This is a genomic window from Chelatococcus albus, assembly GCF_030067675.1.
GTDB lineage: Bacteria > Pseudomonadota > Alphaproteobacteria > Rhizobiales > Beijerinckiaceae > Chelatococcus_A > Chelatococcus_A albus.
Map to the genome: position 1 here is coordinate 305,665 of NZ_JASJEV010000001.1, position 24,823 is coordinate 330,487.

Consider the following 24,823-nt stretch of genomic DNA (forward strand, 5'->3'; position numbering starts at 1 on the left):
GCCGCGCACCGGCAGCCGCGAGGGCGGCAGGAGCGCAGCCGTCGATCATTCGAAATGGAACTTGGCCATCTCGCGGTGCTCGGCGTGGATCTTGCGCACCGTGCCGGTGGCAGAGCGGTAGACGACCGTCTCTGTCTCGATCACGCCCTTGCCGAAATGCACGCCCGAGAGCAGCGCTCCGTCGGTGACGCCGGTCGCGGCGACAATGACGTCGCCCGAGGCCATATCGTGCATGTCGTATTTCTTGTTCGGGTCCTGCACGCCCATCTTGGCGGCGCGCTCGCGCTTCTCCGCCGTGTCGAGGATCAGGCGGGTCTGCATCTGTCCGCCGACGCAGCGCAGCGCCCCGGCCGCCAGCACGCCCTCCGGCGCCCCACCGACGCCCATGTAGATGTCGATGCCCGTCTGCTCGGGCATGGTGGTGAAGATGACGCCCGCCACGTCGCCATCGGTGATGAGGCGGACGGCGGCCCCCGTCTTGCGCACGGCGGCGATGATGTCGGCGTGGCGGGGGCGGTCGAGGATGAGCGCGGTGATCTCGCTCGGCTTCACGCCCTTCGCCCTGGCAAGGGACATGATGTTGTCCTCGGGCTTGGCGTCGAGGTCGATCGTGCCGGCGGGATAGCCCGGGCCGATGGCAACCTTCTCCATGTAGACGTCCGGCGCATAGAGCAGCGTCCCGCCCTCGGCCATGGCCATGACAGCGATGGAGCCGGGCATGTCCTTGGCGCAGAGCGTCGTGCCTTCGAGCGGGTCGACGGCGATGTCGACGCGCGGGCCCTTCCGGTTGCCGACCTTCTCGCCGATGAAGAGCATCGGCGCTTCGTCGCGCTCGCCCTCACCGATCACCACGGTGCCGTCGATGGGCAAGCGGTTGAGCTCCCGGCGCATCGCGTCGACTGCCGCCTGGTCGGCGGCCTTCTCGTTGCCGTGGCCGCGCAGGCGCGCTGCGGCGACTGCCGCGCGTTCGGTGACGCGCACCAGCTCGAGCGTAAGGATGCGCTCGATGACCTGGCTCGGCTTGACGGTGATCTCGGACATGGACGTGACGTCTCCCTGGGAATGGATCGCGTCGGCGATTCGGCCGCTCATTCGCGTTCGATACGGATGACCTGTGGCGGCTCGGCGACGGCCCCGTCGGCGATGACTTTGTCCACAGCCATGCGGATGGCGGCCTCGGTGGTGGCGTAGGTGATGAGCACGACGGGCACCGGCGTGCCGGAGCGGCCTGCCGGGTCGCGGCTCGCCGCGGCCTCCGAGCGATGCTGCACGATGCTCTCGAGCGAGATGTCGGCTTCCGCCATGCGCGTCACGATCGTGGCGGCCGTGCCGGGTCGGTCGAAGGCGGTCAGGCGCACGTAGTAGCCGCCCTCGTGGCGCTGCATCGGCGCGCGCTGCGGCTTGTCGAGCCTGTCGACCGGTCGCCCGAAAGGCGCGCCGACCGCGCCGCTCGCGACATCGGCGATGTCGGAGATCACGGCCGAGGCCGTGGCGTCGCCGCCGGCTCCCGGGCCGACGAGGGTGAGCTCACGCACGGCATCGGCATCAATGGTCACCGCGTTCGTCACGCCCATGACCTGGGCGATGGCGGAGGACTTCGGCACCATCGTCGGGTGCACGCGCTGCTCGATGCCGGTCTTCGTACGCTCGGCAACGCCGAGGAGCTTGATGCGATAGCCGAGCTCGTCGGCCATCTTGATGTCGATCGGCGCGATCGAGGAGATGCCCTCGATGTAGATCGCCTCGGCATCGAGTTCCGTGCCGAAGGCGAGACTCGTCAGGATGGCGAGCTTGTGGGCGGTGTCGAAGCCGCCGACGTCGAAGGTCGGGTCCGCCTCCGCATAGCCGAGGCGCTGGGCGTCCCTCAGGCATTCGGCAAAGGACAGCCCGTCCGTCTCCATGCGGGAGAGGATGTAGTTGCAGGTGCCGTTGAGGATGCCGTAGATGCGCGTGATCGTATTGCCGGCGAGCGCCTCGCGCAGCGTCTTGACGACGGGAATGCCACCGGCTGCCGAGGCCTCGAAGGCGAGCGCCACGCCCTTCTGCTCCGCCGCCCGCGCGAGCGCGAGGCCGTGGCGGGCGAGCAGCGCCTTGTTGGCGGTGACGACATGCTTGCCGGTGGCGATGGCGCGCTCCACCGTGGCCTTGGCCGGGCCGTCCGCACCGCCGATGAGCTCGACGACGCAGTCGACCTCGTCGGAGCCTGCGAGCGCCACCGGATCGTCGAACCACGTGTATCGGTTCAGATCGAACCCGCGGTCGCGTGTGCGATCCCGCGACGACACCGCCGTGACGCGAACGCCGCGGCCGCAACGGGCCGCAAGCGCGTTTTCCTGGCGAGCCAGAAGGCGAACAACGGATGCGCCAACCGTCCCGAGGCCGGCGATACCGACCCGTAGAGCTTCTGCCATCACATGAAACCTGACGTGGACCGCGCGACGCGGCGAAGCACGTCAGCGGCAAGCAGCGAGCGGGACGACGTTGTGCAACGTTTTGTCCGCCGTTTCAAGGAAGCGCCGCAGGTTGCGCGCAGCCTGGCGGATGCGCTGCTCGTTCTCCACGATGGCAATGCGCACAAATTCGTCGCCGTGCTCGCCGAAGCCGATGCCCGGCGCGACAGCAATCTCCGCCTTTTCGACGAGGAGCTTGGAGAATTCCAGGCTGCCGAGGGCGCGGAAAGGCTCCGGGATCGGAACCCACGCGAACATCGAGGCGCTCGGCTGGGGAATCTCCCAGCCGGCACGCCCGAAGGAATCGACGAGCACGTCACGGCGATTCCTGTAGATCTGCCGCATCTCGCGAATGCAGTCGTCCGGGCCGTTGAGCGCCGCCGTCGCCGCCACCTGAATGGGCGTGTAGGCGCCGTAGTCCAGATAGGACTTCACGCGCGACAGGGCCGCCAGCAGCCGCTCGTTGCCGACAGCAAAGCCCATGCGCCAGCCGGCCATCGAGAAGGTTTTCGACATCGAGGTGAATTCGACCGTGACATCGCTGGCGCCGGGCACCTGCAGCACGGAGGGCGGCGGATTGTCGTCGTCGAAGTAGACCTCGGCATAGGCAAGGTCGGACAGGATGAAGAGCTCGTGCTTCTTCGCGAAGGCGACGAGGTCCTTGTAGAAATCGAGCGAGGCCACATAGGCCGTCGGGTTCGACGGATAGCAGACGACGACCGCGATCGGCTTCGGGATGGAGCGCAGCACGGCACGCTCGAGCGCGGGAAAGAAGGCGGGCGTCGGCTCGGCCGGAACGGAGCGGATGACGCCACCGGCCATCAGGAAGCCGAAGGCGTGGATCGGATAGCTCGGGTTCGGCACCAGCACCACGTCGCCCGGCGCCGTGATGGCCTGCGCCATGTTGGCGAAGCCCTCCTTCGACCCGAGCGTGGCGACGACCTGCGTCTCCGGATCGAGCTTCACGGCGAAGCGGCGATCATAGTAGGCGGCCTGGGCACGACGCAGGCCGGCGATGCCCTTCGAGGCGGAATAGCGATCGGTTCGCGGCTTGCCGACGGTCTCGACGAGCTTCTCGATGACGTGGCGCGGCGTCGGGAGGTCGGGGTTTCCCATGCCGAGATCGACAATGTCGGCGCCGTTGGCGCGAGCCGCGGCCTTGATGCGGTTGACCTGCTCGAACACGTAGGGCGGAAGGCGCTTGATGCGGTAGAAGTCCGTCATTGCTGCAGGTCCCTGAGGCGCATCGGCCCCGTCGGCGGCCGAAGGTTCCCCTTATCATCGCTCATGCCGGCGCGGCAGGCGATCTTTTGTCCTAGTGGATCGAATCCGCGGGCCCGCGCCGCGTCACTGCGCCGGCGCGCTTCCGGGTTGCGGCGCAGGCGCGGAGCCGAGCGCCTTCGCCTGGGCGGCGGCCTCCTCGTTGGCCTTGCGCTGAGCATCGAGCTGCTCCTCCAGCGCCTTGGCCTCTTCCGGCGTCTTCGGCTTGATGCGCCGCGGCGGCTGGCGCTGGCCGATGGGAAGGTAGTCGACCTCGGCGGACCGGCTTTCCTTCACGAATCCAGCCGGTTCAGGAGGCTTGGCGCCGAAGCCGGTCGAGACGGCGACGTCGCGCACCGGATTGGCGCCGCAGCCGGCGACGAGCGCGCTCACCGCCATCGCCGCGCCCAGTGCGCCCACCCGGGCGAAACGTGCCGCTCCTCCGCGCCTCTTGGTCGCACACATGCTCAGCCTCTTTTGTACGTCTTTCGTCATTCAGACGTCGCAACCTTCGGTGGACGTGCCTATGTCGGTACCAAGCCGTTAATATGCTGAAAACATGCGGCACGCGAGCATGCGCACCAAGGTGCCCGGACGGGGGGAATGATGAACGATACGACCGACAAGGAGCCGTTCGGAAACCGTCTGCCGGATTTCGAAGCCCTGTCGCGAAACATGGCTCATTTCGTAGAGGAAGCCGGCAAGGCGACAGCAGCCTACATGAGGCCGCTCGAGGAGGGGCGCGCCAAGGGCGGGCTCGCCGACGAGGTGGGCGAGATGGTCAAGACGCTCGGCCAGGTGGCGGAGCGGTGGCTCAGCGATCCGCAAAGGGCCATCGAGGCGCAGACGAGCCTGACGTCACGCTTCTTCGACCTGTGGAGCACTACCCTCAAGCGCATGAATGGCGAGGACGTGGAGCCGGTCATCGAGCCGGAGCCGAAGGACAATCGCTTCGCTGATCCCGAATGGCAGGAGAACCCCTTCTTCGACTTCCTGAAGCAGGCCTATCTGGTCACCTCGCACTGGGCCGAGGATCTCGTCGAGCGGGCCGACGGCCTGGATGAGCACACCCGGCACAAGGCGCAGTTCTACGTGAAGCAGCTCTCGAGCGCCCTGTCGCCGTCCAATTTCGTGCCGACCAACCCGGAGCTCATCCGCGAGACGCTGCGCCAGAGCGGGGCCAATCTCGTACGCGGCATGAAGATGCTCGCCGAGGACATCGAGGCGGGCCAGGGCGAGCTCAAGATCCGGCAGAGCGACCAGAGCAAGTTCGAGGTCGGCGTCAATCTGGCGACGACGCCGGGCAAGGTCGTCTACCGCAATGAGCTGATCGAGCTCATCCAGTACGCGCCGACGACGGAAACGGTGCTGAAGCGCCCCCTCCTCATCGTGCCGCCCTGGATCAACAAGTATTACATCCTTGATCTCAATCCGGATAAGTCCTTCATCCGATGGGCGGTGGCGCAGGGCCTCACCGTCTTCTGCATCTCCTGGGTCAACCCGGACGCGAGGCTCGCCGAAAAGACCTTCGAGGACTACATGCGTGAGGGCGTGTTCGCGGCCCTCGACGCGATCGGGATGGCGACCGGCGAGAAGCGGGTTGCGGCCATCGGCTATTGCGTCGGTGGCACGCTCCTCGCCGTGGCGCTCGCGCACATGGCCGCGACGGGCGACGAGCGCATCGACAGCGCCACGTTCTTCACGACCCAGGTAGACTTCACGCACGCGGGCGACCTGAAGGTCTTCGTCGACGACGAGCAGATCCGCGCCCTCGAGGAACAGATGCGCGTCAAGGGCTACCTTGACGGATCGCGCATGGCCACAGCCTTCAACATGCTCCGGCCGAACGACCTGATCTGGCCCTACGTCGTCAACGTCTATCTGAAGGGGCAGGCGCCCTTCCCCTTCGACCTGCTGTTCTGGAACGCCGATTCGACCCGCATGCCCGCCGCCAACCACTCCTTCTACCTGCGCGAATGCTACCTCGAGAACAAGCTGACGCGCGGGGAGATGGTGGTCGGCGGCGAGCGCCTCGACCTCGGCCGGGTCAAGATCCCGATCTATAACCTCGCCACGCGCGAGGATCACATCGCCCCGGCGCGTTCGGTCTTCCTCGGCTCGAGCTTCTTCGGCGGGCCGGTCAAATTCGTGCTGGCGGGTTCGGGCCACATCGCCGGCGTGGTGAACACGCCGCTCAAGCCCAAGTACCAGTACTGGGTCGGCGGCCAGGTGGGCGGCGAGCTGGACGACTGGATCGGCGCCGCCGAGGAGAGGACAGGCTCCTGGTGGCCGGACTGGTTTGCCTGGATCGAGGCACAGGCGCCAGCGCGCGTGAAGGCGCGCATCCCCGGCAAGGGCAAGCTCAAGGCGATCTGCGACGCACCTGGAACTTATGTGAAGATGCGCTCATAAGAATCTGTTTTATCGTCGTTTTTCTTGTTTCATTCGCCCGACCCGGCATCTGTGGCCCGCGCGCGTCTCCCATGCTGCGCCATGGGAGGCATCGAGCGTCTGTGGCGCCTCGCGTGTGAGGGCGACCTGCCACGCAGAATGAGCCTCTATCCGGCTCGTGCGACGGGCCCGCCCCGTCCCGTTGAAGGGGTGGCCTGCCCCGTGGCCGGCGCGGGCCTGGGCCGCCGCGGCGGCACAGAAAGCAGAAGGCCGGCACTGCCGCCGGCCTTCCCTGTTCGACGCCCTGCTGATCTCAGTATTTGCGCACGATCGGCGCCGGGATCGGCTTCGACGGCTCGTCCCAGCGGTAACGCATGCCGACCGCGATGATGTCCACCCTCGAGTCGACGTCGCCGACGAAGGGCAGCGGTCCGAGGATCGGGTTGACGATCAGGTCCTGGTGGCCCTGCGCGATGCGGATCTTCGTGTCGCGCGAGAAGATGTGGGTGTAGCCGATGTCGAAGGTCAGCTTGTCGTTCCAGGCATAGCTCGCGCCGATGGAAGCCCAGATACGATCATTGTCGGGCAGGCGCGTGCTGCGGATCTTCTCGTCGATGGGCGACCACTCGTAGGCAACGCCGGCGCGGAAGGTCCAGTTCGGGTTGAGCTTGTACTCGGCGCCGATGGAGGCGAACCAGCCGTCGTCGTAGTTGAAGTGCAGAACCTGCGCCACGGTGCCATTCAACTGGTTGACCACGCGCGGATCCTTCAGGCGGCTCCAGTTCGTCCACTCGAAGCCTGCGCTGACCGTCCACCGGTCGTTGACCGCCTGCCGCAAGCCGACGCTCACAGTCTCGGGCAGGTTGACGGTGGCCTTGACCGGAACGATCGCGCTGGCGGTCGCCCCCACGGGTATGGTCAGGTCACCATCGAGTTCCTGTCGGATCGACGACCGGAAGCCGATTCCGATCTCGGTGCCGGCGAAGGGCGTGATCGTCGCGCCGAGCGTATAGCCGAACGAGGTGTCGTCGCCCTCGAGCGTGCCGCTGCGTGCGCCGGGCAGGAAGGACGTCGCCGAACGCAGGCGCACGTCCATGTACTGGATCTGCACGCCGGCCGCGAGAGACAGCCAGTCGTTGACCTTATAGGCGACGACGGGCGTCGCGTTGAACGAAAAAACACGCGACGTGCGCGAGTAGATCTGGCCAGCCCAGTCGTAGTTCGGCTTGGTGGTGAAGCCGAAAGGCGCACCCGTGTAGAGGCCGAGCCACAGGCGGTCGTTGAGCTGGTAGCTCACGGAGCCGGACGGCACCAGGGCGTCCTCGCCGATGTCTCCGGACGACCCCCGGTTGATCAGGAAGGGCGATGTGCCTGCGATGGGAGTGATCTTGGCCTCGGGAATGACGGCCGTGAGCGCGAACTCCGTCTGGAATCCGGGCTTCATCGTGATCGTCGCCGGGTTCCAGAAGATCGAGTTGAGCCCCGCGGAGCCGGCCGCGGCACCGGCGAACGACAAGCCCTGGCCGACGGCGCTCTGCTCACGGATGGCGAAGGCGCCGGCATTCGCCCCGCCCGTCGCGGCCACCAGGGCAGCCGTGGAAACCGCAGCCATGGCAATGAAATGTGTAAAATGTCTCATGGGAAGTTCCCTGCCCCTCGCTTGTTCGTTTTCGGCTTGGCGCAACCCTTGTGGCCGCTCGTGATTCTCATCCTGCCAATGCCGCGGAGGAGCCGCAATCCTGCTCTGTTCTGGCAAAGTCCCTGCAGATCGGCGCGGATTTGGCTCAATTTGGCGAAATTCTCGCCATTTTCCGCCCGAGCCCGTCATAGCTCTGCGCCGGCGTTGATGGTTTCCATCTAAACCATCAGGTTTTTCGCGCCTCCCCCACGCGTTTCCAGATGGGCAACGACAGAGATGGCCGCACGAAATCCATCGGACGTGACAAAATGGCAACAGGGACCAGCCATGATCTAAATGGATTAGATCATGCACATGCGGCGCTTGCCGGCACCGGCATCGCGACGCACACTCCGGCCTTCACAATGGAGGAAACCCCATGAAGCTCGTGCGTTACGGCCAGCCGGGACAGGAAAGGCCCGGTCTCGTCGACGCTGACGGAACCATTCGCGACCTCTCCGCCGTCGTGCCCGACATCGCCGGCGCAGCGCTTTCAAAGGCCAGGCTCGCCGAAATCGCGAAGATGGATCCGAAGACCCTCCCGGTCGTGCCCGCAGGCACGCGGCTCGGCCCCTGCGTCGGCAACGTGCGCAACTTTGTCGCCGTTGGCCTGAACTTCGCCGACCATGCGGCGGAGACCGGCGCCGAGATCCCGAAGGAACCGATCCTCTTCAACAAGGCCCCGTCCTGCATCGTCGGCCCGAACGACGACGTTGTGCTGCCGCGCGGCTCGAAGAAGACCGACTGGGAGGTGGAACTTGCCGTCGTCATCGGCGAGCGCGCCTCCTACGTGCCGGAGCACGACGCCCTGTCGGTCGTCGCGGGCTACTGCATCTGCAACGACGTGTCGGAACGCGAATACCAGATCGAGCGCGGCGGCCAGTGGATGAAGGGCAAGGGCTGCCCGACTTTCGGCCCGCTGGGCCCCTGGCTGGTCACAGCCGACGAGGTCGCCGACGTGCAGAACCTCGGCATGTGGCTCGACGTGAACGGCGAACGCATGCAGACGGGCTCGACGAAGACCATGATCTTCGACGTTGTGAAGCTCGTCTCCTACATCTCGCATTTCATGGTGCTTGAGCCCGGCGACGTCATCACCACCGGCACGCCGCCCGGCGTCGGCCTCGGCATGAAGCCGCCACGCTTTCTCAAGGCGGGCGATGTGGTGAGCCTCGGGATCGACGGCCTGGGCGTGCAGAAGCAGACGGTCGTCGCCTACCACGGCTGACGTGAATGCGCCCTCGCCCCGCGGGCAAGGGCGCTGCCATCTCGCGACAGGCCGGGTCCGTGGGTACCGCGGCCCCGGCCGGGGCGGCCGCGAGGCATGCCTCAAACACCGCGGTGCGGAAGCCGCCACCTCACGCCTTCCCTTGCATGCCGTGCATGCGAAATCCGGCAGGCGAGCAGATCCCAAGCCACTCCTTCCCTCCACGCTCACCACGACGCGCGGAGGGATCGGAGCTGCGGAGGCCGATGCGGCTGTCACGCCGGGCGGCCTCGGGCCAGGGCCTTCAGGCCAGGCCGAGCATGAGGCGGATGTTCTGCACCGCCGCTCCGGACGCTCCCTTGCCGAGATTGTCGAGCCGGGCCACGAGCACGGCCTGCCGGCGGGCCTCGTTGGCGAAGACGTGCAGCTCGAGCCTGTCGGTGCCGTTCAGGGCCTGGGGCTCGAGCTTGCCGCTCTTCAGCTCCGGCGCGTCGAGCGGGGCGACGCTCACCAGTTCGCTGCCCGCATAGCGCTCGGCGAGGACGGCGTGCAGGTCCGCCGCCTTGGGGCTGCCCGGCAGGGAATCGAGATGCAGCGGGACGGAGACGAGCATCCCCTGCCGGAAATTGCCCACCGAGGGTACGAAGATCGGGCGGCGCGTCAGCCCGGCATATTGCTGCATCTCCGGAAGGTGCTTGTGCTCGAGGCCAAGCCCGTAGAGCTCGAAAGCCGGCGCCGTACCGGCCTCGTAGGCTTCGATCATCGACTTGCCACCGCCGGAGTAGCCGCTTACCGCATTGATCGTGATCGGGTAGTCCCTGGGCACGAGCCCCGCATCGACGAGCGGCCGCAGGAGGGCGGTCGAGCCCGTCGGATAGCAGCCGGGATTGGCGACCCGCCTCGCCTCGGCGATCATCCTGGCGTGATCGGGCGTGAGTTCGGCGAAGCCGTAGACCCAGCCCGGCGCCACGCGGTGGGCCGTGCTGGCGTCGAGCACGCGGGGGCCTGCGTCGCCCAAGGAATCGACGAGCGCGACGGTCTCCCTCGCCGCCTCGTCCGGCAGGCAGAGGACGGCGAGATCGACCTCGGCGAGCAGCGCCTTCTTCGCCTGCAGGTCCTTGCGCAGCTCCGCGCTGATGCTCTTCACCTCGACCTGCGGCAGAGCGCGCAGGCGCTCGCGGATCCCGAGGCCCGTGGTGCCGGCCTCGCCGTCGATGAAGAGGCTCGGCTTGCCGGCGTTGCGCAGGCTCGTGCCCTGACCTTGCGTTCTGGCGTCCATGGGAGCGTCCTTGTGCTTCCTCGCGGGGTCCCGCGGGCCTCCGCCGGGTCGAGGTCCGCTGCGTTCGGGATCTTCGTGCACCAATCCCGGCGCACAACAAAAAAGCCGCGCTTGCGGCGCGGCTTCACGAGCGAACGTGCGGGCCCGTCATCGCGCGCGCCGGGGGGCGGTCACGAAGCGGCGTCGGATCATGCGGGCGTTCAGGCTCGTCATGCCCGCGTAGATGGCGGAGGAACTGGCGTCTGTCAACGGCATTGACAGACGCCCGGCTGAGGCGATCTAGCCGCCCGCCTTCTCGGCCAGGATCTGCATGTAGTGTTGTGCCACCGCCGAGGCGGCGATGGCCGTCATGTCGGCGTGATCGTAGGGCGGTGCCACCTCCACCACATCCATGCCGCGCCAGTCGAGTGAGCGGATGGCCCAAAGCGCCGCCAGCGCATCGGCGGACGACAGGCCGCCGGCCACCGGCGTGCCCGTGCCGGGCGCAAAGGCCGGATCGAGCGCATCGATGTCGAAGGTGAGGTACGCGGGCGCACCGCCGACACGGTCGCGCACGAGCTCGGCAACGCCCTTCGGCCCGAGCGCCTGCACCTCGTAGGCATCGATGATCTCGATGCCGAAATCGTCCGGCGCCACCGTGCGGATGCCGACCTGAATCGAGCGCGCCGGATCGATCAAGCCCTCCGCCACGGCCCGGGTGACGAAGCTGCCGTGCGAGATCTTTGTGCCGTCGTCCTCCCAGGTGTCCTGGTGGGCGTCGAACTGCACGAGGGCGAGCGGGCCGTGCACCGCCACATGGGCGCGCAGCAGAGGCAGGGTGACGGAGTGATCGCCGCCGAGGGTGACGAGATGGCAGCCTTCGTCAAGGATCTCCCTGGCCTGCGTCTCGATGAGGCGCGGCACCTCGGCGATCTTCCCGTAGTCGAAGGAACAGTCGCCGTAGTCGACGACCGTCAGCGTCGCGAAGGGATCGAGTCCGGAAGGGAATTGCGGGTCGCCGTCGAAGATCGCCGAGGCACGGCGAATGGCCTGGCAGCCGAAGCGCGCACCGGGGCGGTTCGACGTGGCGCAGTCGAAGGGCACACCCCAGACGACGACGTCCACCCCCTCGAGCTGCCGGGTCAGGCGGCGACGCATGAAGGACAGGACCCCCCCGTAGGTCGGCTCCGGCGAGCCGCCCTTGAGCGGCCCGAGGAAGGCGTTGTCGGTGGGGCGCGGGCGGATCGGATCGTCGGCGGCCAAGATTCGGCTCCTGTCGGCAGCCGGCGCAGGATAGCCGCCCCCCGCATCGAGGCAACGGCGCCGGCCGCGCCCCGATCGCCCCCGCCCTCTCGCCACGCCCATGACACGAATCGGACGAACAGCATCGTTCCCAGGGCCGAACTCGATGGGGGAGAACCGGATGAAGCGCCGCGACCTGCTGAAGGGGCTTTCCGCTGTCGGCCTGGCAGCCCCCGCCGCGCTCTCCTCCCGCGCCGTCCGGGCCGGGGAACGACCGCGCCTCGCCCACGACCTGCAGTTCAGGGAACTGCACCCCCTGCGCACCGTATCCTCGCTGGCGCTCCCGCGCCTCGACGGCCGGACGTCGGATTTCGCCCGGCTGCGCGGCAAGCTCGTGCTGGTGAACCTGTGGGCGACGTGGTGCCCGCAGTGCCGTCTCGAACTGCCCCTGCTCCGGTCGCTCGCGCGGCAGCAACGGCCGAACCTGCACGTGCTCGCCGTCGCCACCGATCGCGGCGGCAAGGCGGTCGTTGCACGCTATGTGGCGAAGCACGGCCTCGGCGATCTCGACGTCATCCTCGACCCGGACCAGCGCATTGCCCATTCGAACACCGACAATCCGAACGATGCGCCCTTCACCATCTACGCCATGCCCGCGACCTATCTTGTCGATCCGGCCGGACAGATCGTCGGCTATGTCCCAGGCGCCGTCGACTGGACCTCAGGGCCGGCCGAGGCGCTGATGCGCCGCTACTCGGCCTGACGGCACGGAGGCCGCAGGCACGAAAAAGGGCGGCCGAGGCCGCCCTTTCGCGCTCGTATGGTCGAAACGCCGATCAGCGCTTCGAGAACTGGAAGGAACGACGGGCTTTCTTGCGGCCGTACTTCTTGCGCTCGACTACGCGGCTGTCGCGGGTGAGGAAGCCTTCCTTCTTGAGGACGGAGCGCAGCTCCGGCTCGTAGTGCGTCAGGGCCTTGGCAAGGCCGTGGCGCACGGCGCCGGCCTGACCGGACAGACCACCGCCGTCCACCGACACCATCACGTCGTACTGGTCGACGCGGCCGGCCACGACGAGCGGCTGCTGCAGGATCATGCGCAGAACCGGACGAGCGAAGTACACGTCGAGCTCACGACCGTTGACGACGATCTTACCGGCGCCGGGCTTGATCCAGACGCGCGCAATGGCGTCCTTGCGCTTGCCGGTGGCGTAGGCGCGGCCTTGGGCGTCGAGCTTCTGCACGTGCACCGGAGCCTCGGGGGCAACCGGAGCGACCTTCTGACCGAGATCGGACAGGCTCTGGAGGGTCTCGGCCATGGTCAGGCGGTCCTCGCGTTCTTGCGGTTCAGCGAAGCGACGTCGAGCGCTTCGGGCTGCTGCGCCTCATGGGGATGCTCGGCGCCACCGTAGACACGGAGGTTGCCGAGCTGCTTGCGGCCGAGCGGACCGCGCGGGAGCATGCGCTCCACCGCCTTCTCGACGACGCGCTCCGGGAAGCGGCCCTCGAGGATGAACTTGGCGGTGCGCTCCTTGATGCCGCCCGGATAGCCGGTGTGGTGGTAGTACACCTTCTGGTCGCGCTTCTTGCCGGTGAACACCACCTTGTCGGCGTTGATCACGATGACGTTGTCGCCGCAGTCCACGTGAGGCGTGAAGGTGGCCTTGTGCTTGCCGCGCAGGCGCATGGCTACGATCGAAGCCAGGCGCCCGACGACGAGCCCCTCAGCGTCGATGAGCACCCACTTCTTCTCGACGTCGGCAGGCTTCGCCGAATAGGTCTTCATGGGGTCTCTTCCGAGATATCGGGCGGAGCCGGGCTAGGGCGCCGCGATGAAAAAACGCGCGCCCGGCATCGGCCGGGCAACGCGATGTGGGCGTGGCTCTACCGTGAGGCGCCCCATTCGTCAAGCCGAATTTGCACACGAGCTTTCTGAAAACTGATTAGTTTTCATCATCTTATGCGTAGAGGTAAAATAGCACCATCATTTTTCACCGCGCGGCGGGATGGAGTACGTGCCGGTGGCATGGGCCACCAGTTCGTTCTCGCCCTCGGATCGGATGGCGACCTCCCCAACGGCGAGGCGTTTGCCGAGCTTGAGAAGGCGGCATTCGGCGAGGAGCGCACGCTGCGCCGGCTTGCGGAGGAAGTTTAAGCTGAGGTTCGTCGTCACCGCGAGAGCGACCGGCCCGATCGACGACAGTATGGCGACGTAGAGCGCGAGATCGGCGAGCGCCATGATGGTGGGGCCGGAGATGGTGCCGCCTGGCCTGAGGTGTCGCTCGTGATAGGCGCAGCGAACCGTCGCCGCGAGGGGCGCGAGCGCCTCGATCGAATAGGTGCGCCCGCCATGGTGGATCTGCGGGAACTCGCGATCGAGGAAAGCTTCGACCTCGGCGATGCTCATCACCGGCAACTGCGCCGCGGGCGCGACATAGGGCAGGTTCATGCGTGTCCCCTCACGTCGACTTTTCCGTTTGCTCACCTTGCAGCACGCCCGTCTCGCCGCGACAATTGGCAGAAGCGCCAAGGCACCTGCGCGCCCCGGCACCAACGGGCGCGCATTGCCGAAGATGAAGAGACATTGATCCGCTGTGCGCGGGAGGATCGCCGCATATGACCGCCCATACCGCCATCGAGACCGAAGCCGTGCTCCTGCGCCAGGATGCGGATGCCGTCGCGACGCTCACCCTCAACCGGCCGGCAGCGCGCAACAGCCTGTCCGAAGCACTCATCGAAGCCTTGACGGTGGAGCTCGACCGGCTCGCGGAGGACAAGAGCATACGGGCCGTGATCCTGGCGGCAAACGGCCCGGTCTTCTCCGCCGGACACGACCTGAAGGAGATGACGGCGCATCGCGCCGACGCCGACCGCGGTCGCACCTACTTCACCGATGTTCTCGGCCGCTGCTCGGCCATGATGCAGCGCATCGTGCGCCTGCCGCAGCCGGTGATCGGAGCCGTCGAAGGAGTGGCGACGGCCGCGGGCTGCCAGCTCGTGGCGAGCTGCGATCTCGCGGTCGCAGGCGCAGAAGCACGCTTCTGCACGCCGGGCGTGCACATCGGGCTCTTCTGTTCCACCCCGATGGTGGCGCTGTCACGCAACCTCGCTCGCAAGCACGCCATGGAGATGCTCCTTCTCGGCGAGATGGTGCGGGCCGACGATGCCCACCGATTCGGGCTCGTCAATCGGGTGGTGGCGGCTGGTGAAGCGCTGGCGGAGGCCCGGCGCATGGCGCTCGCGATCGCCTCGAAGTCGCCGCTGACGCTCAAGACCGGCAAGCGCGCCTTCTACGAGCAGCTCGAAATGGGCCTGTCGCGCGCCTACGACCATGCTTCGCAAGTGATGGTCGAAAACATGCTGGCCCGCGATGCCGAGGAGGGCATCGGCGCCTTCATGGAGAAGCGCGAGCCGCGATGGCAGGGGCGCTGAGCGAGCGCTCGGCTCGGGCATCGGCAATCGGGGCGGGCTTGGGGCACATGAATTGGGGGCACATGAATCACGACAGCTATCCGGATGAATACATCCGCGCCATCCTGACGGGCGTGCGGAAGATCGCGCTCGTCGGCGCCTCGACCAATCCTGCGCGCCCCAGCTGGATCGTCATGAAATACCTCGTCGATCGCGGCTACGACGTCTTTCCCGTCAATCCGGGCCAGGCCGGCAAGGAGATTCTCGGCCAGCGCGTCTACGGGCATCTGGCCGACCTGCCGGAGCGCATCGACATGGTCGACATCTTCCGCAATGCGGAGGCGGCCGGCCGCGTGGTCGACGAGGCGATCGCCCTGTCGCCGCGCCCGCGGGTGATCTGGATGCAGCTCTCCGTGCGCAACGACGAGGCGGCCATGCAGGCCGAAGCCGCCGGCATCAAGGTCGTCATGAACCGCTGCCCCAAGATCGAATATGGGCGCCTCTCGGGCGAGATCGGGTGGCAGGGCGTGAACTCGCGCATCATCTCCGCCAAGAAGCCAGCACTCGCCGGCCGTGGCTTCCAGAAGCTGTCGATCGATCGCTGAGCGTGAAGACGCCGACCATCGTCGGTCGTTGACCCGAACGATCGTTCTCTATATCGAACGAACCGGCCGCCACCGCGAACGGAACGGGCGCGCCGCGCAGCAGCAAGGGAGACGTCCGATGGCCGACCGCGAACCGGGGTTCAACACGCTCGCTGTACATGCCGGCGCCCAGCCGGATCCTGCCACCGGCGCCCGTGCCACGCCGATCTACCAGACGACCTCGTTCGTCTTCGACGACGTCGACCATGCGGCCTCGCTCTTCGGCCTCCAGGCGTTTGGCAATATCTATACCCGCATCGGCAATCCGACGAACGCCGTACTGGAGGAGCGCGTCGCGGCGCTCGAGGGCGGCACGGCGGCGCTCGCCGTGGCATCCGGGCATGCCGCCGAATTCCTGACCTTCCACGCCCTCCTGCAGCCGGGCGACGAATTCATCGCGGCCAGGAAGCTCTACGGCGGCTCGATCAACCAGTTCAGCCAGTCCTACAAGAGCTTCGGCTGGAACGTCGTCTGGGCCGACACGGACGACCCCGCGTCCTTCGAGCGTGCCCTGACCCCGCGCACCAAGGCGATCTTCGTCGAGTCGATCGCCAATCCGGGCGGCGTGATCGTCGACCTCGAGGCGATCTCGGCCGTGGCCAAGCGCGCCAATATCCCGCTGATCGTCGACAATACGATGGCTACCCCCTATCTGTGGCGGCCGATCGAACACGGTGCCGACATCGTCGTCCACTCGGCGACGAAATTTCTCGGCGGCCACGGCAATTCGATCGGCGGCCTGATCGTCGACGCCGGCAGCTTCAACTGGGTGGGCGACGCGCGCTATCCGCTCCTCTCAGCCCCGCGCCCGGAATACGGGGGAATGGTGCTTGGCGAGACCTTCGGCAACTTCGCCTTCGCAATCGCGACGCGGGTCCTCGGGCTGCGCGATCTTGGTCCTGCCCTCTCGCCCTTCAACGCCTTCCTGATCCTCAACGGCATCGAGACCTTGCCGCTGCGCATGCAGCGCCAGTCCGACACCGCGCTCGCGGTGGCCGAGCACCTCGCCGGCCATCCGGCGGTGTCGTGGGTGAGCTATCCGGGCCTCCCGACGGACCGCTACCACAACCTCGCCAGGAAATACGTGCCGAAGGGCGCTGGCGCCGTCTTCACCTTCGGCCTGAAGGGCGGATACGAAGCGGGCGTCGCCTTCGTGTCGAACCTGAAGCTCTTCTCGCATCTCGCCAACATCGGCGACACGCGCTCCCTCGTTATCCATCCGGCCTCGACCACCCATCGCCAGCTTTCCGATGAACAGAAGGTGGTCGCCGGCGCCGGCCCGGAGGTCGTGCGCCTGTCGGTCGGGCTGGAGGACAGGGCGGACCTGATCGCCGACATCGACCAGGCGCTCGCAGCGGCCTGACATATCGGCGACCGAGGCAGAAGGCGGCCACGCGCGGATGCGCGCCGGCCGCTTCCGCGTCTTGCCGTCACGAGACTTTGAGCGGCCGGCGCCGATTTCCCATGCGCCGAAGTGGTATCATTCTCTTGGTTGCGCCGGCGTCGCGATAAGTCGCCGTGATGCATGTCGCGCCCGCATCGGCGACACGGCCGGACGCGCGAGACCTCTTGCGGGGAGGCCGCCATGTACAAGCACATCCTCGTTCCGACCGATGGAACGGAACTCTCCGACAAGGCGATCGCGCATGGCGTCTCACTTGCCAAGGCGGTCGGAGCGACGATCACCGGCCTCACGGTGTCGCCCCCCTTCCACGCCTTCGCCGTCGATCCGATGATGGTGGCCGATACGCCGGAGGCCTACCGCGACCATGTGTGGCGGGCGGCGACGAAGCGTCTCGCCAAGGTGCGCAGCGCGGCCGAAGCCGCCGGCGTGACCTGCGACACACTCCATGTCGAGAACGACCACCCTTACGAGGCCATCATCGACACGGCGAAGACCCGCGCCTGCGATCTCATCGTCATGGCCTCCCACGGGCGCAGGGGCCTGTCCGCGATCCTCCTCGGCAGCGAGACCGTCAAGGTGCTGACGCACAGCGACATTCCCGTCCTCGTCTGCCGCTAAGTCCTCGCCTGCCGCTGTGACGAAAGGCGGGCCGTCGCCCTGGCGACGGCCCGCCCCTCTCCTCTCCCGCGTCACGATACCTTGGCGTGAAGGCTCTTTCGCTTCGTCCGGGCTTGTCCGGCCGGAACGGCGGCATGGACGACGGCACCCGGCGTTAACCTGAGCGCCGCCTCCGTCCTCCCCGTCGCCGCGACGACCGCCGCCGCCATGGTCGCGATACCGATGCAGCTCGCCACAACTCCGACGGACCACCCCTCCGGGTGAAAGATCGTCACCATTCCCGTCATGGTCGCCATCCCCGTCATGCGCCCACGCCTCGACGAGAGGCGGCGGACACCGGGACAGTCGCGCGAACGACGCATCGTCTCCGTGACGTAGCGCACATGCAGCGCATGGCCGCGCCGGAGCCGATCCTGGGTCAGATCGCGGGGACGACCGTCCGCGCCGATACGCGCAAGGGTTGTGCCAGCCTCCTCCGGTGCATGGAGCAGGCTCCCAGGAGAATGATCGCGGTACCTTGGTGCAGGAGGCCAGCCCAGAGAGGAACCTGGAGAAGCAGTGCCAACACCCCGATACCGGCCTGCAGCATCACGAGCGCGGCGATTGCAACCGCGCCGTGTGCTGCCGCGCTTCCCGAAGCGAGACGATGCGCGCGCCAGGCGTGCCAGAACGAGACGGCGAGGAGGGCATAGGCGCCGGCGCGGTGGTTGAACTGCACCGTCGCCACCGTTTCGAAGGCATTGACCCACCACGGCGAGAGGGGCAGGAGCGTATGCGTGGCCGGCACCAGCCGGCCGTCCATCAGCGGCCAGGTATTGAAGGCAAGGCCGGCGTCGAGGCCGGCGACGAGCGCGCCGAGTGCGATCTGGAGGAAGACGAGCCCCAGGAGCAAGGATGCGCTGCCGCGCAACTGCGCGGACGCCCGGTCGACCGGGGACCGCGCACCCAGACCGGTCGCCACCCAGACAAGCCCGAGGAAGATGGCGCAGGCAGCGATGAGATGCAGCATCAGTTTCACGGGCGCAACGGCCGTCATGCCCGGCTCGAGGCCGGAAGCGACCATGATCCAGCCGATGGCGCCCTGCAGTCCGCCGAGGATGCCGATGGCGCCAAGCGTGATCATCAGCCGCCCCCGCACGGTGCCGCGCCAGACGAAGAACATGAGAGGCACGACATAGGCAAGCCCGATCAGGCGGCCGAGAAGCCTATGGCCCCATTCCCACAGATAGATCGTCTTGAACTCCGCGAGCGTCATCCCCTTGTTGACGAGCTCGTATTGCGGGATCTGCCGGTATCTCTCGAATTCGGCGAGCCACGCGCTCTCGGTCAGGGGCAGCAGCGCCCCCGTCACCGGTTTCCATTCGGTGATGGACAACCCCGAGCCTGTGAGCCTGGTCGCGCCGCCGACGAGCACCATGATGAGGACGAGGAGCGCAACCGCATAGAGCCAGAGCCTCACCGCTCGCCATTCGCCGGGCGCGGCGGGATCCAATGTCCTGTCTGCGGTGCTGCCTGTTGCCGTCATTGTCTCTACCGTCATGCGCGGCGCTGATCAGCAGCGCCCGCACCTGCAATCGGCCGGACGCGGAGCCGGCTGCTCTCCTCCCTTGCCTCGCCCTTCCGGCTCGCCTGCGCCGGAGGGGTTGCGAGGCAAGACGGGCCGACACATAGTCCGCCCCGCCGGGCGGCACAACGAGCCGGGCCGCCGCACCCCAACCATCGCCTTCCTCGCGCCTTCCTTGCCCCTCGGGAAATCCCATGCGTCGTCGTGCACGCAAGCTCGTCGGAACCGTCATCCTGCTGGCCTTCGTGTGCGTCTATGCCCTCGTCGCCATGGCGCTGGCGCAGGGCCGCGTTCAGGACGCGCCAAAACTCGTGCAGATGATCTTTTATGTGACGATCGGCTTCGCCTGGATCCTCCCGGCCTTTCCCCTCATCCGATGGATGGAGCGGCGCGACGCCGAGGACATCTGAGCCCACCATCCGGGTCCGGCCTGAGGGGGGTCACGTCACGCTGGTGCGCCGTGCCCGGTTCCAGAGGAGGAACGGCACGCCCGACAGGAGGGCGCGCACCGCGCCCTTCGTCTGAAATGCACCGTTGATCGATACGCGCGGCAGCGCCGTCAGATGAGCGTCATGTTCCGGAAAAAGATGGCCGGGACGTGTCGTCACGGCCGTGGCGTAACCCGCCTCGCGCGCAAGCGTGAACTCGCGCGGCCCGGCCGCCCCCCGGTCTCCCACCGGATAGGCGAGATGGCGGACCGAGCGGCCGATTCTGGCCTCGATGAGCGACTTCGCCTCGACGATCTCGCTCCGTGCCACTGCTTCCGAATGTTTGGCGAGCATCGGATGCGTGAGGGTATGCGCCCCGATGGTCACGCCGCGATGCCGGGCCAGTTCGGCGATGCCCTGCCAGTCCAGGCACAGGTGCTCGACGAGCGCCCTGCCCTCGACGCTTGCCTGCGCCGCCAGAATGCCGACGACCTCGCGCAACCGCTCCTCCCGCCCGGCCCGCAGATCCCAATAGATCTCGTCAAAGGCGGCCGACTTCTCGCCGTCGTTCCGGCACGGCCAGCACCGCCGGGTGCCGTCGATTGTGAGGGCGACGTGGTCGAGGCGGCGAATGGCCTCCTCCAGCTCCAGCCACCACAGCGAGGCCGTCCGCTCGGCAAAGCCCGTCGTCACGAACATCGTCCACGGTGCCCCGTGGCGGTCGAGCACGGGGGCGGCATATAGGACATTGTCGCGATAGCCGTCATCGAACGTGACGGCGACGAAAGGACGCCCCTGCTTCCCCCGCCGCAGGCGCTCCGGGACTTCGTCCATCGCGACGAACTCGAAGCCCTCCTCCGCGACACACCGCAGAACGGAATCGAGAAACTCCGGGGTGATCTCGAGGATGCGGTTGGGTGCAAAGCCGCGCGGCCGCCAGGGCCGCACGTGGTGCAGCATGAGGATCACCCCGCAGCCACGGGCCGCGGGTGCAAGCCAGCGGTCGGCACGCGAGCGGTGAATCGCGGCCAGTCCCCACCGAAACAGTGTTCGACGCACGCTCATTGCTCCCGGTCGCGCCTGCTGACTTGGACGTTCCCCGCGAATGGTTAAGGCTGTGATACGGTCGCGATTGACGTTGCGGACGGTGCCTGATTACGTGCTCGCGGGGTTGGAGGCAGAAGCCGTGGTTGCACTGTCAGGGCGGTGGTCCGTATGGCCGCGGCTGGATTCCGCCGGATCGACCGTCCGCATACATGCCGAGCCGGCGTTCCATGTCCAGGCTTACGAAGACCTGACAACGGTAGAGCCTTTGTGGCGGAGACTGGAGGCGAGCGGAGCCGCTTCGCCCTACCAGCGGTACGACTGGGTCAAGAGCTTTGGCGATACCCTCGGTCGCATCGACGGCGCGCGCACCGTCGCCGTCGTCGTCAGTGATCGCGACGGACGCCCGGCGGTGCTCTTTCCACTCACCGTGTACCGCCGCGGCGGCCTGCGCATCGCACAGATCGCAGGCGGCAAGCACGCGAATTTCCATCTGCCCCTGGTCGCCTCCCACCTCATCCCTCCGCTCAACGAGCCTGCGCTCGTTGCGCAGTTGCGCGGCGTTGCGCGCGCCGTCGGCGGCGTCGACGCCTTCTCCTTCATCAATCAACCGCGCTCCTGGGAGGGCGAGCCTTCGGCCCTCATGGCGCTCGACAACCAACCCAGCCCGAGCAACGCCTACAGGCTGACGCTCGGCCCCTGCAGCGAGACGGTCCTGCGCCGCGTCCTGAGCGGCGAGACGCGCAAGAAGCTGCGCCGCAAGGAGCGGAGGCTGCTGGAACTCGGCCCCGTCGCCTACCGTCGCGCGACCACGCCCGTGGAGATCGGCGCAATCCTCGATGCCTTCTTCGCGCAGAAGGCGGACCGCTTCAAGCAGATGGGGCTGAGCAATCCCTTTGCGGCAGAAGCCGCGGAGACCTTCATCCGCACGGCATGCCGGAGCGGTCTCGAAGCCGGCCGCCCGGCGATCGAGCTGCACGCGCTTTTCCTCGGCGAACGCCCGATCGCGACCTTCGGCGGCGCCACCGACGGCCGCAGGCTGTCGGGCATGTTCACCTCTTTCGATGCCGATCCGCGAATCGTGCGATCGAGCCCGGGCGAGCTCCTGATCCAGCGGACGATCGAGAACCTCTGCGAACGCGGGTTCGCCACATTCGACCTCGGCGTCGGCGAGGCACGCTACAAGACGATGTTCTGCGACGGCGTCGAAGAACTCGTGGACGCCCATGTTGCGATGACCCCTGCGGGCCATCTCTATGTCGCCGCGGCGGCGACCGGCCGAAGGCTGAAGGGATGGATCAAGCAGACCCCCTGGGCCTCGCGCCTCGCCCGCCGGGTTACAGCCGCCTGCTGAGTGCCACCAGATCAGGCGGCCGCCTCGCTCGACGGCGGCGGCACGCCGTCGTTGGCCACTGCGACGATCATGTTGCGTGCGCCTGATGCCTCCAGTTCCGCGAAGGTGGCGAGCGTCGTGCCGCTCGTGTCCTCGTCCCGTGACGCCAGAATGACGCCGTCGACCCGGGCAGCGAGCAGGGAGGCGAGAGCGTTGCGATGGCTCGCCGGCAGGACGCAGACCACCCACTGGTAGGTCTGGTCGAGCGCCGACAGGGCGAGGTCGACGGTGTCGACCGCCTCGCCCAGCGTCGTGGCATCGCCGCTGCCTGCCGGGATGACGTGCAGGCGCGCGCCCCGTTCCCGCCCGATGACCTCGGCGAAGGAGGCGCGGCCGGCGACCAGATCGATGAAGCCCGGGGTCGCTGTCCCTCCATCGTCTTCCGACGCCACCGCGACCAGCACCGTACGGGCCCGATTGGCAACGTGATGCGCAAGGGCCGAGGCCATGCTGGCTGCGCCATCGCCCGCGTCCGTCTCCGTGACGAGCACCCGCGCGCCGCGCTCCGGCTCGGGCCGCACGGCAAGTTTGGCCAGGATGGCATCCAGCGCACGCGCGGTCGCGACGGCCTCGGGATCGCTCCGGAGCAGTTCCGGCTCGCTCGCCACTGGCTCCGCCACGGTCTCCGCCGGCCAGGAGGTTGCTTGTGCCGGAGTGACGAAGGCGCGGCCGGAGAGCAGTTCGCGTGCGACCACGAGGGCTGCGGACAGAAACAGCGTCGCAAGCGTCGAAACGAGGATGATCGGCACCTTCTTCGGGAATGATGGCGACGACGGCGGCACTGCGCGCGACACGACGCGCGCGTCCGCCGGCGATGCGTTCTCCACATCCCGCGCGCGGGCCTCGCGATACTTGGCGAGATAGGTCTCCAGCTGCTCGCGCTGCGTGCGGGCCTCGCGTTCCAGGGCGCGCAGCTGGACTTCGTTCTCGTTGGCCTCCGCCGCGACCTTCTTCTGGGTTTCCAGGGCCGACAGGAGGCTGTCGACGCGCGAACCAGCGAGCCTGGCGTCGTTCTCCAGCGCGCGCACCGTCCGTTCGGCGGCGGCGCGCATCTGGGTTTCGAGATCGGCAAGCTGGGCGTTCAGCTCCTTGATGCGGGGATGCTCCGGCAGGAGCGTGCGCAAGTCGAGCGCGAGTTGCGAGCGCAACGAGACCCGCTGTTCGATGAGCCGCCGTATGAGATCGTTGTTCGCAACGTCGGGGATCTCGAATGTGCGCCCCGAGCGCATCATCTCGCGGATGAGCTGCGCCTTGGCCTGCGCGTCTGCCTGTGCCGCACGGGCCGACGCAAGCTGGCTCGACAGCTCCGAGAGCTGCTGGGCCGGCAGGGTGCTGTTGTTACCGCTGGCGAGCAGCCCCTTCTCCGCGCGAAAGGTCTCGACCTTCGATTCGGCCTCGGCGACGCGCTTGCGCAGCTGGTCGATATTGGAGGCGAGCCAACCTGATGCGTTGCGAGCCGCCTCCTGCTTGGCCGCCCTCTGGAACTCGAGATAGACTTCCGAGATCGAGTTGGCGACGCGAGCGGCAAGGTCGGGATCGCGCGAAGTGAACTCGATCTGTACGACGCGCGACTTGCCGACTGGGAACACCAGCAGCCGGTCGAAGAATTGCGTCAGCACGCGCTCCTCGGGTGCCGCCCCCCTTGCACCGCCAAGCCCCACGAGAGCGAGCAGCCGGCCCACCGTGCCGAGCCCCGTCGCCTGCGGATCAAATTCGGGATTGCCGACGAGCCCCGTCCGCCTGATCACCTCCCGCGCGAGGTCACGCGAGGTCAGGATCTGCACCTGGCTCAGCACGGCCTCGGAGTCGATACCCTGCACCTCGCGCTCGCTGGGATCGGGACGTGTATAGAAGCTGTCGCGATTTTCGAGGAGAACCCGCGTCTCGCCGGTGTAGCGTGGCGTGACGAGGTTGACGGCGACAACAGAACCGACAAGTGCCAGGCAGGTGGGCAGAGCGATCCACCAGCGGCTCGCCCTGAGCGCGTTCCAAACCTGCCCGATGTCCAGCGCGTCACCCGCGCCGGCCGGAAAATCTGAACTGATAGATCGGGCCATGGTTCGACTCGAGGCTTTGACAGTGCCGACCATACAAACCGCTCGCGGTTGCCGCAGGGTTAATTCCGCACCACGCAGAGCGATGATTTGTTAACCACGGCACGCTATTGAACCCGCATTCGCCTTTCGATTGCGCCATGCTCATGCTCCAGAGACAGCTCGCCGCCCTCCTCATGATGCTGGCCGCCGCCGGTTGTGCCACAGCCCCACCTCCCGTGACGGCCATACCCGGTCCGCCGCCCGCCACCTATACGCTCGCGAGCGGCGACAAGCTGCGCATCATCGTCTTCGGCCAGGACAATCTGTCCAACATCTATGCCGTGGACGCATCGGGGCGTATCACGATGCCGCTCATCGGCAGCATTCCCGCGCATGGCCAGAGCACGCAGCAGCTCGCCCGGGCCATCGAGGCAAGACTTCGCGCCGGATATGTCCGCGAGCCGAAAGTCACCGTCGAGGTTGATACTTATCGGCCCTTCTTTATCCTCGGTGAAGTGACGAATGCCGGCCAGTTTCCCTTCGTGTCCGGTATGACGGTCCAGACCGCCGTCGCCATTGCGGGAGGTTTCTCGCCACGGGCCGTTCAGTCGAGCGCCGAGGTGACCCGGCAGGTCGACGGTCGCATTCTTGTCGCCACGGTGCCGATCACCTATCCATTGCGCCCCGGCGACACGGTCGTCATCAAGGAGCGCTGGTTCTGACCAAGGCTCTCACCTCCCCGCCGCAAGGCGTTCCTCTGCCTGGCAGACGACGCGAGCGCCTGCGTATCCTTCACG

The 24,823-nt window shown here is 67.3% G+C and carries 24 protein-coding genes; 10 read left to right on the forward strand and 14 right to left on the reverse strand.

Going from position 1 to position 24,823, the window contains the following annotated elements:
• Positions 1-45 precede the first annotated feature (45 nt).
• From glpX to QNA08_RS01380, 4 genes are all read right to left on the reverse strand, one after another.
• On the reverse strand, positions 46-1,041 hold the full coding sequence (glpX, locus tag QNA08_RS01365) for a class II fructose-bisphosphatase (RefSeq protein ID WP_283738883.1): 996 nt from the start codon (positions 1,039-1,041) through the stop codon (positions 46-48).
• Between the two features lie 47 nt (positions 1,042-1,088).
• Positions 1,089-2,411: a homoserine dehydrogenase gene (locus QNA08_RS01370; RefSeq protein WP_283738884.1), complete on the reverse strand. Its 1,323-nt coding sequence runs from the start codon at positions 2,409-2,411 to the stop codon at positions 1,089-1,091.
• Positions 2,412-2,453: 42 nt separating this feature from the next.
• Positions 2,454-3,674 carry an LL-diaminopimelate aminotransferase gene (locus QNA08_RS01375; RefSeq protein ID WP_283738885.1) on the reverse strand — a complete coding sequence of 407 codons (1,221 nt, stop codon included), beginning with the start codon at positions 3,672-3,674 and terminating at the stop codon, positions 2,454-2,456.
• 123 nt (positions 3,675-3,797) lie between these two features.
• The gene (locus tag QNA08_RS01380) at positions 3,798-4,175 is read right to left on the reverse strand and encodes a hypothetical protein (RefSeq protein ID WP_283738886.1); all 378 of its coding nucleotides are present in this window, start codon (positions 4,173-4,175) and stop codon (positions 3,798-3,800) included.
• 138 nt (positions 4,176-4,313) lie between these two features.
• On the opposite strand from QNA08_RS01380, the gene phaC reads away from it, so the two are divergent.
• The gene (phaC, locus tag QNA08_RS01385) at positions 4,314-6,122 is read left to right on the forward strand and encodes a class I poly(R)-hydroxyalkanoic acid synthase (protein WP_283738887.1); all 1,809 of its coding nucleotides are present in this window, start codon (positions 4,314-4,316) and stop codon (positions 6,120-6,122) included.
• Between the two features lie 292 nt (positions 6,123-6,414).
• Here the strand turns inward: phaC and QNA08_RS01390 are convergent, their stop codons facing one another.
• Positions 6,415-7,740: an OmpP1/FadL family transporter gene (locus tag QNA08_RS01390; protein ID WP_283738888.1), complete on the reverse strand. Its 1,326-nt coding sequence runs from the start codon at positions 7,738-7,740 to the stop codon at positions 6,415-6,417.
• Positions 7,741-8,158: 418 nt separating this feature from the next.
• Here QNA08_RS01390 and QNA08_RS01395 point away from each other — a divergent pair, with 418 nt between their 5' ends.
• Entirely contained in the window at positions 8,159-9,007 is an 849-nt protein-coding gene (locus tag QNA08_RS01395; RefSeq protein WP_283738889.1) for a fumarylacetoacetate hydrolase family protein, read from the forward strand.
• A 283-nt stretch (positions 9,008-9,290) separates the two neighbouring features.
• Here the strand turns inward: QNA08_RS01395 and argC are convergent, their stop codons facing one another.
• Both argC and speB read right to left on the reverse strand, forming a co-directional pair.
• Positions 9,291-10,265 (reverse strand): N-acetyl-gamma-glutamyl-phosphate reductase, encoded by a 975-nt coding sequence (argC, locus tag QNA08_RS01400; RefSeq protein WP_283738890.1) that lies wholly within the window; start codon positions 10,263-10,265, stop codon positions 9,291-9,293.
• 279 nt (positions 10,266-10,544) lie between these two features.
• Positions 10,545-11,507, reverse strand: coding sequence for an agmatinase (gene speB, locus QNA08_RS01405; protein WP_283738891.1), 963 nt, complete (start codon positions 11,505-11,507; stop codon positions 10,545-10,547).
• A 160-nt stretch (positions 11,508-11,667) separates the two neighbouring features.
• Here speB and QNA08_RS01410 point away from each other — a divergent pair, with 160 nt between their 5' ends.
• Positions 11,668-12,249, forward strand: a complete 582-nt coding sequence (locus QNA08_RS01410; RefSeq protein ID WP_283738892.1) for a TlpA disulfide reductase family protein — start codon at positions 11,668-11,670, stop codon at positions 12,247-12,249.
• Between the two features lie 73 nt (positions 12,250-12,322).
• Here QNA08_RS01410 and rpsI read toward each other — a convergent pair whose 3' ends face one another.
• The 3 genes from rpsI to QNA08_RS01425 form a co-directional block, all read right to left on the reverse strand.
• Positions 12,323-12,802, reverse strand: a complete 480-nt coding sequence (gene rpsI, locus QNA08_RS01415; protein ID WP_283738893.1) for a 30S ribosomal protein S9 — start codon at positions 12,800-12,802, stop codon at positions 12,323-12,325.
• 2 nt (positions 12,803-12,804) lie between these two features.
• Positions 12,805-13,269 carry a 50S ribosomal protein L13 gene (gene rplM, locus QNA08_RS01420; protein ID WP_283738894.1) on the reverse strand — a complete coding sequence of 155 codons (465 nt, stop codon included), beginning with the start codon at positions 13,267-13,269 and terminating at the stop codon, positions 12,805-12,807.
• Positions 13,270-13,467: 198 nt separating this feature from the next.
• Complete coding sequence (locus QNA08_RS01425; protein WP_283738895.1) at positions 13,468-13,932, reverse strand: PaaI family thioesterase; 465 nt, start codon at positions 13,930-13,932, stop codon at positions 13,468-13,470.
• 167 nt (positions 13,933-14,099) lie between these two features.
• Between QNA08_RS01425 and QNA08_RS01430 the strand changes: the two genes are divergently transcribed.
• The 4 genes from QNA08_RS01430 to QNA08_RS01445 all read left to right on the forward strand — a co-directional run bounded on the left by QNA08_RS01430 (position 14,100) and on the right by QNA08_RS01445 (position 17,561).
• A complete protein-coding gene (locus QNA08_RS01430; protein WP_283738896.1) occupies positions 14,100-14,915 on the forward strand; it encodes an enoyl-CoA hydratase in 816 nt (271 codons plus the stop codon).
• 62 nt (positions 14,916-14,977) lie between these two features.
• Positions 14,978-15,499, forward strand: coding sequence for a CoA-binding protein (locus tag QNA08_RS01435; RefSeq protein ID WP_283738897.1), 522 nt, complete (start codon positions 14,978-14,980; stop codon positions 15,497-15,499).
• Positions 15,500-15,617: 118 nt separating this feature from the next.
• Positions 15,618-16,901 carry an O-acetylhomoserine aminocarboxypropyltransferase gene (locus QNA08_RS01440; protein WP_283738898.1) on the forward strand — a complete coding sequence of 428 codons (1,284 nt, stop codon included), beginning with the start codon at positions 15,618-15,620 and terminating at the stop codon, positions 16,899-16,901.
• Positions 16,902-17,123: 222 nt separating this feature from the next.
• Positions 17,124-17,561, forward strand: coding sequence for a universal stress protein (locus QNA08_RS01445; protein ID WP_283738899.1), 438 nt, complete (start codon positions 17,124-17,126; stop codon positions 17,559-17,561).
• A 71-nt stretch (positions 17,562-17,632) separates the two neighbouring features.
• On the opposite strand, the gene QNA08_RS01450 is transcribed toward QNA08_RS01445, so the two are convergent.
• A complete protein-coding gene (locus QNA08_RS01450; protein ID WP_283738900.1) occupies positions 17,633-17,848 on the reverse strand; it encodes a hypothetical protein in 216 nt (71 codons plus the stop codon).
• A gap of 131 nt (positions 17,849-17,979) precedes the next feature.
• Positions 17,980-19,086, reverse strand: coding sequence for a COX15/CtaA family protein (locus tag QNA08_RS01455; RefSeq protein ID WP_422679844.1), 1,107 nt, complete (start codon positions 19,084-19,086; stop codon positions 17,980-17,982).
• A 233-nt stretch (positions 19,087-19,319) separates the two neighbouring features.
• Here QNA08_RS01455 and QNA08_RS01460 point away from each other — a divergent pair, with 233 nt between their 5' ends.
• Positions 19,320-19,535, forward strand: coding sequence for a DUF2842 domain-containing protein (locus QNA08_RS01460; RefSeq protein WP_283738902.1), 216 nt, complete (start codon positions 19,320-19,322; stop codon positions 19,533-19,535).
• Between the two features lie 30 nt (positions 19,536-19,565).
• Here QNA08_RS01460 and QNA08_RS01465 read toward each other — a convergent pair whose 3' ends face one another.
• Positions 19,566-20,618, reverse strand: a complete 1,053-nt coding sequence (locus QNA08_RS01465) for a polysaccharide deacetylase family protein (protein ID WP_283738903.1) — start codon at positions 20,616-20,618, stop codon at positions 19,566-19,568.
• Between the two features lie 247 nt (positions 20,619-20,865).
• Between QNA08_RS01465 and QNA08_RS01470 the strand changes: the two genes are divergently transcribed.
• The gene (locus QNA08_RS01470) at positions 20,866-21,951 is read left to right on the forward strand and encodes a GNAT family N-acetyltransferase (RefSeq protein WP_283738904.1); all 1,086 of its coding nucleotides are present in this window, start codon (positions 20,866-20,868) and stop codon (positions 21,949-21,951) included.
• 11 nt (positions 21,952-21,962) lie between these two features.
• On the opposite strand, the gene QNA08_RS01475 is transcribed toward QNA08_RS01470, so the two are convergent.
• Complete coding sequence (locus QNA08_RS01475) at positions 21,963-24,047, reverse strand: GumC family protein (RefSeq protein ID WP_283738905.1); 2,085 nt, start codon at positions 24,045-24,047, stop codon at positions 21,963-21,965.
• Between the two features lie 137 nt (positions 24,048-24,184).
• Between QNA08_RS01475 and QNA08_RS01480 the strand changes: the two genes are divergently transcribed.
• Positions 24,185-24,748 carry a polysaccharide biosynthesis/export family protein gene (locus QNA08_RS01480; RefSeq protein WP_283738906.1) on the forward strand — a complete coding sequence of 188 codons (564 nt, stop codon included), beginning with the start codon at positions 24,185-24,187 and terminating at the stop codon, positions 24,746-24,748.
• The last annotated feature ends 75 nt before the right edge of the window (positions 24,749-24,823 follow it).